Here is a 9,268-nt window from a genome sequence, read left to right on the forward strand (position 1 = left end):
CTACACCGAATCTCTTGAAGATTACTGTGGCAATATTATTTTAGTTGGCATTAACTATGATAAAGCCACAAAGGAACATTCCTGTCTTATTGAGCAGATGAAAAAAAGCAGTTAGCCTTAAAGATTAAGGTAAGAGGCGTAGTTAAAGCAAATTGAAACTCTTGGAAAGAAGATCTTGAATCAATCGTATCAAGGTAGCTGCCCTTCTCTATCAAAGACAGTGCTTACCACTACCTCATCTGCCTTAACAATTAAATCACAGGCGGTTTTAAGCTTTTTACGTGAACGTTTATCTGAAACAGGTAGCCATTCAAATTCACGAGGAATAAAAGGAAGAGTTCGTATATCCCACCTTTTCAAAGCCGGATCATAATAGTCCGGCTCTGCAAGTGACAGCAGATGTCCATGACACCATATAACATAGTCACCATTATCAAGTGAGATATAACCATCTTCTCTCTGATATCCTTGATCTAAAACCGAAGATAAATCATTTCCCTGTGAGGCTTCTCTGCCAGATATACACGCATATCAGTTAATCTCCTTCTCTATCCAATCAATGTCAGACTGTCCTGTTGTGGGATATTGAGCAAAGCTCAATTCAAGATCACGCATAAAATCACTTTTTGGTTAGAAAAAAAATACAGAAAATCTCACCAACCTATACTATAGGTATCAACCTTATACAAAAGCGGACATTCGCTAGAGCTTCCATCCGTATTCAATCATCCTGAGCTGAACATGGAAATGGGCAGAGCGCTTAATGAAAACTTCTCTAAGACCATGCGCAAGATGTGGGTTCAATTTGCAAAGACAGGAAATCCTTCTCTAAATGCAGAGCAGTCTCCAGACGGAAAAGCAAAGGAATGGCCTCGCTACGACTTAACGAACAGAACTGTAATGGTTTTTGAGGAATTTAACATTCATCTAGAGAAGGAGTCTTCTCTAAAAATTATTGACTGGGACAGAACCGGTTTTCTGAGTAAATATTACTAGCTTAATCTGAAATAGCCCCAAATAAGAAGGACTAAAACTTAGGCCTTCTTATTTTTCTGTATATATCAATTACTATTTTTTTTCCGTGATGTTACTGCAATAACGCCAGAGCCATCTTTGGTTTTGCATTTGCATGAGACTGTAAAGACACCGCAGCCTTTTCAAGAATACTCTGAGTGATCAGATTAGATACTTCTTCTGCATAATCAGCATCACTAATTCTTGAATTAGCATCAGCAATATTTACTGCAATATTACTCTGATTACTTATTGTCGACTCAAGTCTATTCTGCATTGCTCCCATTTCTGCCCTGCTTGAATCAACGTACGAAATCATTGAATCAATAGCACTGATAGTTCTTTCTGCGTCTGCCTGAGTAGAAATACTCAAAGTCTGATGGGAGTTTCCTGATGCATCCGTATTGGTCTGAACATTAGCATTAAAAGATCCACCATATGTGTTTCCAGAAGAATCTCCATTCTGAGCAACATTTACAAGATCCTGCATTCTAAAGCCGTTGTCAAAAACTGACGATAAGGTATCACCAGAATTAGGACCTACATGAAGCGTTACTCCACCTCCATTTTCAGCTCCATTTAAAATCTGCTCTCCGTTATATGAGGTGTTTTCAGCAGTATTATCAATTCCGGCAGCAAGTTCATTAAACTCAGTCTGAAGAGCCTGTCTGTCAGAATCACTTAAAGTTCCATTGGAAGCCTGTACCGCCAGAGTACGCATCCTCTGCAGTGAAGAGGTTGTTTCATCAAGAGCGCCTTCTGCAACCTGATATAAGGCTATACCGTCATTCGCATTGCGGTTGGCCTGATATAATCCTCCCAGCTGACTTGATAATCTGTCAGAAATAAGTAACCCAGCAGCATCATCTTTTGCGGAGTTGATTCTTTTTCCAGAAGCAAGTTTTTCCATTATAGAATTCAGATTACTGGAAGTTTTATTTATGTTATTTATACCTTGTAAAGCACTGGTATTAGTTACCGAAGATATTGCCATATAAGGTTCCTCCTTTAGACAGTTGGGCAACTAAAAACTTAGATCTACCCTTCTAACTGTTAACGTCTAAAAAAGCTTTAAACTTTAATAATTAACTACTTAATAATCAATAAGATATTTTTAATTATTAAAAACTCAATCTATATCACATTTATACGTTTAAACGCTTAAATCTACTGATTAAAAAAGCCAGAACTATATATACCCATGGTCAAGACTTCTTCAGAGACTATTAAATGGAGTATGAGGTAGATATAGATGCGGAGGCTGAGGAAGGTACGGATAAACCGTATAATAAATCCCCAGCTGAGCTGAGGATTTTGGGCTTCCAATAGTTACACAAAAATGTGCTAAGAATGGGATAAAATAACCAGATAGTTACTGATTACTTAAAAGCATAATAGAATCCCAGGAAACTCCAGGCTTTGTTATTACGCTTAACCATTGGACTGTCTTTAATTTCACTGCTTAAGTACTTCACACCAACATCAAGAGCTAAATAGAAATTCTCGAAAGCTTCGTAAGTTACATCAACAGACATGAAAGGACTGAAACCACCCTTTGGTTTATAAGCTTTTAGACCAGATACTGCTGATTCTGAATCTGAAACCCCATAGTAGAACTCATTGAATTTTTTGCTAGTCCAATCTACACCAACTGAAGGCTCAATATTTAATCCTTTTGTAACAGTAAAATCATAACCATAGGCTAAAGTTACCTTATCGCCTTTACTTCTTCCCTGAATATCATGGGCATAAGATGTCTTAAAATTACCATAATCTGAATAGAATCTATAACTGAGTTCTGCCATCAGCGAAGAACAGCGTTTATCGAGAACTCTCATGGCGTAATCATCGCTGTCTTTAGGATCAAACTTTTGCTCGTTATAGGTTAATCCCAATTGAATATCGTGAGTCTTATCATCGGTTGTAAATGCATGGATTCCTGCTCTGTAACCGTCTATGTAAAAAACAGGAGTTTCCAGTTTGATAACAGGAGCAACACTATACTGAGAATCATATCCTTTATATTCTGATGTAGCAGCACTTCCGCCTAAACCAAGACCAAAACTGTCTACCCTAAAAGGCTCCCCCCAATCCTGTGCATATACCCCGAAACTAAAAACACCTAATAATAAAAGTGATTTGTTATATCTCATTATTGTTACCCCAATTTAGAAAGCATTTGAATAAAATTGATAAAAGTGTATTAAGCTATAACTGCTCTACTGTAGTTTAAAAGTGAATGTAGTCGACATTATTACAACTATAAGCTTAAATTCTCTTATAATTCCTGTTTAGGTTAATCCCCTGACAACGAAATATCTCAATCTCTTAAATAGAGATATTGAGATCACCACTTTTAATATAGAATTATAATTTTCTTCAGACAAAATGAATTTGACGACAAAAATCACAAATCCCCTAAAAAACATGTAAGTGAAAAAAAGCCAAAAGTTTTCTGTTAACCGGAGTTTTCCTCTTTAAGAATTCAGTTTAGTCTTAACTTGTAACAAGAGGCTATGAAAAAAAACACTCTGACGCATCAGATCGCATTTTTCATAACGAAAAAAATTAAGACATAATGAGTTGAAAACCGAGAGCATTGTTCATAAAAAAGGTTCTTCCGATTTTATGTAAAACGCCCTGATTTTAATATAATAATATTCACCATGCCATTCCACAGATTCACGGATGGTTCTTTTAGATAATAATCACTAGCAGTTTTTCAAAAGCCACAGTTTTTTTGAAGAAACAAAAAAAAGCCAGAACTTTTAGTTCCAGCTTTTTCTTAAAGTCAAAAAGTTAAGTCAGCTAAGCAGCCTTCTTTTTTGAGAACTTCTCCTGAATTGTCTGAACAATGATAAAGAAAACAGGAGTAATCAGGACAAGAGCAACAATACCGAGTACCATTCCTCCAACGACACTGACACCCAGTGAACGGTTACCGTTAGCACCTACACCGTGAGCCACAACAAGTGGAAGCAGACCTACAACCATACAGATAGATGTCATAAGAATAGGTCTTAAACGCACCTTCGCAGCATAGATTGCAGAATCTACAATACTCTTTCCTTTCTTATGCTCCTCAGAAGCAAATTCAGTCAAAAGAATTGCAGTTTTAGCAATCAGACCAATCAGCATAATCAGGCCGGTCTGCATATAGATGTTGTTTTCTACTCCCATAATCTGGGCAAAGATGAATGAGCCTAGAAGAGCACTTGGAATAGAAAGCATAACCGCAAATGGGATCAGAAGGCTTTCATATAGCGAGCTTAAGATCAGGAAGATGAAGATCAGACACATTGAATAAATGATGATGGTGGTACTACCTGTTGAAGCCTCATCACGTGTCATTCCACTATACTCGAAGCTGTAGCCCTGAGGCAGAACCTCCTTGGCAACCTTTTCAACCGCCTTAATACCTTCACCAGTACTGTAGCCCTCATTCAGAGAAATGTTAACTGCAATTGAGGAGAACAGATTAAATCTGCTTAAAAGTTCTGGTCCATAAACACGCTCTAAGGACATGAACTGAGCAATTGGCAGCATTTCGCCCTTAGAATTGCGAACAAAGATTGAAGAGAAAGCACCTTCGTCTAAACGATTGTCGGTACGAGCCTGAACTATAACCTTATATTTTTTTGAATACAGGTTAACGTCAGATGAATAACCGCCACCGATATACATACCAATGGTGTTTAAGACATCCGAAGGAGAAACGCCCATACGAATACATTTACGCCCATACGAATACATTTAGCAGCATCAACTTCAAGTTTAAACTGAGGGAATCTTGGGTCAAAAGTAGTAATAGAACTCATGACTGCAGGTTCCTTATCCATAGCAGCATTAAATGCAGAGGTAACCTTGAACAGATTTGCTGCACTGCCACCTGTTCTATCCTGAATAGACAGGGTAAGACCATTAGAGGTTCCATAACCTGGAATCATAGGAGGTGAGAAAGCGAACACCATTGCACTGGTTATATCGCTTGTTCTTTCCATAATCTGAGCAATCACAGCATCCTTACTGTTCTCTGCACCAGGACGATCCTCCCAGTTTTTAAGTCTAATAATGAAAGTACCGCCTGAAGTTGACTGAGCACCACCAATAAGGCTATAGCCACTGATGTTAGTCAGAAGATCAATCTGAGGAAGATCCTGAATTCTCTGCTGAACCTCATCCATACTCTTCTTGGTCTGATTCAGGGTATAGCCAGGAGAGGTTACTACAGCAACGAATACTGTTCCGGTATCCTCATCTGGGATCAGTCCGGTTTTGGTATTAAACATCAGAAATGACATCATTCCCAGAGAACCTACAAGAATTATTCCTGCAATGATTTTCTTCCCAATAATGATGTTCAGTAAAGCCAGATACTTTCCAGTAAGTCTTTCAAATGCCGTATCAAAAGCCACATGGAAACGATATGTAAAGCCCTTCTGATTTTCAGGATTATCATAATTTGCAGCTTTCATGAACAGAGCACAGAGTGCTGGACTCAAGGTCAGAGCATTTACTGCAGAGATACCTACAGCAACAGCCATGGTGACACCGAACTGCGTATAGAAAGTTCCTGAGGTTCCTCCCATAAAACATACCGGAACGAATACGGACATAAATACAAAGGAAGTGGTAACAATCGCTGAGGAGATACCTTTCATAGCATCCACAGTCGCCTCATAAGGATCACTGTATCCGCCTTCAAACTTGGCCTGAACAGCCTCCACAACCACAATTGCATCATCCACCACGGTTCCGATAACCAGAATCATGGCAAATAGCGTCAACAGGTTGATACTAAAGCCCGCAACATAGATAAACGCAAATGTTGCAATCAGAGAAACAATAATAGAAATCAGAGGAATAACCGTAGAGCGGATACTCTGCAGGAAGATATAGACCACGATAATTACCAGGAATATAGCTTCTATAAGAGTCTCTATAACCTCATCAATAGATGCATCGAGGAAGTCTTTAGCACTGAACAGATCAACAAGATAAACTCCTCGAGGAAGGTCTTTTCTAATTTTATCTTCAAGCTCGTCAAGCTGCTTGATAATCTCATTAGCGTTAGAGCCTGCTGACTGCATAACCATAAAGGTTGAGCCTGGATACCCCTTAACCTTGTTACTGTAGAAATAATTCTCAGCACCAAGCTCAATGTTCGCAACTTCCTTAAGACGCAGAACATTTCCGTTAGGCAGTGATTTTATAACCAGATTACCAAACTGTTCAGGGGTTTCGTAACGGCCTCTATACTTTAAGGCATAAAGGAAAGTATTATCCGAATCACTACCCAAAGTACCTGTTGCAGCTTCAATGTTCTGCTCAGCCAGCACCTTGGAGATATCAGATGGAACCACCTTGTATTCAACCATTTTCTGAGAATCAAGCCAGATTCTCATAGCATAGTTATTACCAAGAACAGTAACGCCGCCAACACCACTGATTCTCTTGATTTCAGGCACAACATTGATGTTCAGATAGTTTGAAAGAAAGGTTTCATCATATGCTTTATCTGTTGAGTAAATACAAATAATCTTAAGCTGACCGGCCTGCTGTTTTTCGGTTGTAACACCGTTTGAAATTACATCCGCCGGTAATGACGACTGAGCTTTGGCAACTCTATTCTGAACATTAACTGCTGCCATATCTGCATCAGTACCCTGCTTAAAATATACCTGAATATTGGCAGAGCCAGAGTTGGTTGCTGTTGAGGTCATATAGATCATATCCTCAACACCGTTGATTGCTTCCTCAAGAGGAACAATAACTGTCTTCTGAACTGTATCAGCATTAGCTCCTGTATAGTTTGCGGATACTGATACTGTTGGAGGAGCAATGTCTGGATACTGCTCAATAGGAAGAACGGTGATACTTACAAATCCAAGCAGAACCATCAGAAAAGAAATACAGGTGGCGAGAACCGGACGATCAATAAAAAACTTTGCTGACATAAACGTTCCCCCAATCACCTACTTGCTAGCAGCTGCAGCTTGATTAGTTGACTGAGGCTGCTCCTTATCCTCACTCTTTCTTGTAACCGGAGTACCATCTCTTAGTAGACCTGCGCCCTCAGTAATAATCACATCTCCAACTTTCAGACCTTCATTTACAATGTAATGTGTACCATCGTAGAAAGGCAGTAGCTTGACCGGAGTAGACACGGCTTTGCCATCTTCAAACTTGAATACAAACACCTTATCCTGAAGTTCATAGGTTGCAGTCTGAGGAATTACAATTCGATCATCCAGAGTCACAGGAATAACTATTGAACCGGCACCGCCACTTCTAATCACCCCGTCTGGATTTGGAAACTTGGCACGGAAGGTAATAGCACCGGTTGTGGAGTCTACGATGCCAGACTCTGCATCAACCTCACCAAGTTTATCGTACATGGTTCCGTCTGCGAGTTTAAATTTAATCTGGAAATCTGCCTCCTTCTCTCCTTCTCTTAAATGAGAATTCTTGTTTAGGAAGAGAACAAGATTTTCGGTTAAAGAGAAGTAAGCATGTACATAGCTGTTATCAGATACAGATACAAGAGGCGTTGAATTTGCGTTGACAAGAGCACCCGGACGAATACTGCTCATTCCAAGCTTACCGTCAACAGGACTTTTAACAACAGTATTGTTCAGGTCTTTCTCTGCAACCTTAAGTTCTGCTTTAGCCAAATTCAGGTTGGCTTCAGCAACTTTACATGCGTTATCAGCTTTAATTGATTCGTATTTTGAGGTTGCCATTTTGGTATAAAGAGATACCTTGGCGTCTCGATTAAATCTGGCACTTGAGAGTTCAGCTTCAGCACTGGCTACATTAGCCTTTGCCTTTTCAAGACTTGCCTCATAGGGAATAGGATCAATAATGAACAGTTCCTGATCCTTCTTTACCTCCTGACCTTCAGAGAATTTAACTTCATTAACTGTACCCGTTACCTGGGGATAAATATCAACATCCTGAATACCTTTAACAGTTGCAGGAAATTCCTGAACTAAGGTCATGCTGCCCTTTTGAATGGTCATCATAGGGTAAGCTCTAGCCTGAAAACCTTCGGCTCCCTGTTTATCACATCCCTGAGTAAGAATTGCTAAAGAAACAACACAAGCCAATGTCGAAAAAGAGGAAAAGTTTCTCATAACATATACCTAATTAGCAAAAGAAGCTTATACAAATCAAAAAAAATGCATATTTTAATTATCAAGATACAGGGGTAAAAAAACTAAGTAAAAAGTAATTTTTAAATTTTTAGAATACGGTAACAAAGAAAAACGGTAAATATATGGTAAATCACATTGTTTGTATTATTTAGGAGCAAATGTTCAAAGGAACATCCAGGATAAAGAGAGAAAAAAAAAAAGAATAAAGGCAGGACAAAATAGTTAAATTAAAAATGAAATTTACTGTAAGTTAACCCTTTGGCAATAAAAAAGGAACTATGGTTTATTCCCATAATTCCTTTTCTAACAAAACAGTGTTTATTCTAGAACACTATAAATCTAAGATTTTAGCATCAGAAACTACACCATTCTCAAAATTGATTCTGAGAGATTTAGCATCTTCATCTTCCTTAGCTTTGAAAACCTGACAGTTGGTCTTGCCTTTATCACATAGAGTTAACACATGGTTATCCAGGAACTGCCAGCCAAGTAGAAGACCGGTGGTAACATCTCTGCCTACGTGAGAACTGGTGTAGTCATAAATTAACTTGTTACCCAGAGTAGCCTGAGACTGAGGACTACCTAACAGTTTTTCAACTTCCTGAGGAGTTGTTTCTCCCTTAACAAGGGTAACCTCAACATCTGAAGATGATGAGCAACCAGCAATCATAAGTGAGGCAATTGCCAACAATGCTACTTTTTTCATAAAGATACTCCAAGTACAAGTGGAATTTACTGATATTTTCAATTTATCAGTGATAACAGTCCATTAGAGGTATGGAAATACTTACCTCTAGATGAAAATAGGTACAGTCTCTGGGTTTTACTTTAACGTTGCTGCGTTAACAACGAATACATCACCATGAATCTGATCTAAAACCAGTTCACTGGCAGACGAATTAACAGATCCAAAGAAGGAGCTTCTAGGTGTGGTTCCCATACAAACCATTCTTGCATTCAGCTTTTTGCACAGACGAGGAATTTCCTCATCCACACGTCCCTGAAGCACATGAACATGGTCTAGAGGTACTCCATGCTTCTTTGAAAACTCCTCAGCGAGCTGGTTGGTAACATCCTGTGGACTTGCAATACCACCA

At 38.9% G+C, this 9,268-nt stretch carries 8 protein-coding genes and 1 pseudogene; 1 reads left to right on the forward strand and 8 read right to left on the reverse strand.

Annotation, left to right across the window (positions count from 1 at the left end; genetic code table 11):
• Window positions 1-189 precede the first annotated feature (189 nt).
• A complete protein-coding gene (locus tag QZU45_RS10800; protein ID WP_295355182.1) occupies window positions 190-360 on the reverse strand; it encodes a hypothetical protein in 171 nt (56 codons plus the stop codon).
• Window positions 361-699: 339 nt separating this feature from the next.
• On the opposite strand from QZU45_RS10800, the pseudogene QZU45_RS10805 reads away from it, so the two are divergent.
• Window positions 700-996: pseudogene (locus QZU45_RS10805) on the forward strand (carboxylesterase family protein); the annotation flags it as partial.
• Window positions 997-1,087: 91 nt separating this feature from the next.
• Here QZU45_RS10805 and QZU45_RS10810 read toward each other — a convergent pair.
• From QZU45_RS10810 to QZU45_RS10840, 7 genes are all read right to left on the reverse strand, one after another.
• A complete protein-coding gene (locus QZU45_RS10810; RefSeq protein WP_295355184.1) occupies window positions 1,088-2,008 on the reverse strand; it encodes a flagellin in 921 nt (306 codons plus the stop codon).
• Window positions 2,009-2,393: 385 nt separating this feature from the next.
• A complete protein-coding gene (locus QZU45_RS10815) occupies window positions 2,394-3,167 on the reverse strand; it encodes a MipA/OmpV family protein (protein ID WP_295355186.1) in 774 nt (257 codons plus the stop codon).
• 655 nt (window positions 3,168-3,822) lie between these two features.
• Entirely contained in the window at window positions 3,823-4,737 is a 915-nt protein-coding gene (locus QZU45_RS10820) for an efflux RND transporter permease subunit (protein WP_295355188.1), read from the reverse strand.
• On the reverse strand, window positions 4,710-6,971 hold the full coding sequence (locus tag QZU45_RS10825) for an efflux RND transporter permease subunit (protein ID WP_295355190.1): 2,262 nt from the start codon (window positions 6,969-6,971) through the stop codon (window positions 4,710-4,712). Before QZU45_RS10825 ends, QZU45_RS10820 begins: the two co-directional genes overlap by 28 nt.
• Window positions 6,972-6,989: 18 nt before the next feature.
• Complete coding sequence (locus QZU45_RS10830; RefSeq protein WP_295355192.1) at window positions 6,990-8,150, reverse strand: efflux RND transporter periplasmic adaptor subunit; 1,161 nt, start codon at window positions 8,148-8,150, stop codon at window positions 6,990-6,992.
• 352 nt (window positions 8,151-8,502) lie between these two features.
• Window positions 8,503-8,877, reverse strand: a complete 375-nt coding sequence (locus QZU45_RS10835; protein ID WP_294997749.1) for a hypothetical protein — start codon at window positions 8,875-8,877, stop codon at window positions 8,503-8,505.
• Between the two features lie 117 nt (window positions 8,878-8,994).
• The coding region (locus tag QZU45_RS10840) for a universal stress protein (RefSeq protein WP_295355194.1) at window positions 8,995-9,268 on the reverse strand (274 nt) is incomplete at its 5' end.

This window comes from uncultured Succinivibrio sp., from assembly GCF_902756765.1.
Lineage (GTDB): Bacteria > Pseudomonadota > Gammaproteobacteria > Enterobacterales > Succinivibrionaceae > Succinivibrio.

What these genes read in the sequence shown, in the direction of transcription:
- QZU45_RS10810 (WP_295355184.1), bottom strand. Translation starts at nt 2,008, where the DNA reads ATGGCAATATCTTCGGTAACTAATACCAGTGCTTTACAAGGTATAAAT.
- QZU45_RS10815 (WP_295355186.1), bottom strand. Translation starts at nt 3,167, where the DNA reads ATGAGATATAACAAATCACTTTTATTATTAGGTGTTTTTAGTTTCGGG.
- QZU45_RS10820 (WP_295355188.1), bottom strand. Translation starts at nt 4,737, where the DNA reads ATGGGCGTTTCTCCTTCGGATGTCTTAAACACCATTGGTATGTATATC.
- QZU45_RS10825 (WP_295355190.1), bottom strand. Translation starts at nt 6,971, where the DNA reads ATGTCAGCAAAGTTTTTTATTGATCGTCCGGTTCTCGCCACCTGTATT.
- QZU45_RS10830 (WP_295355192.1), bottom strand. Translation starts at nt 8,150, where the DNA reads ATGAGAAACTTTTCCTCTTTTTCGACATTGGCTTGTGTTGTTTCTTTA.
- QZU45_RS10835 (WP_294997749.1), bottom strand. Translation starts at nt 8,877, where the DNA reads ATGAAAAAAGTAGCATTGTTGGCAATTGCCTCACTTATGATTGCTGGT.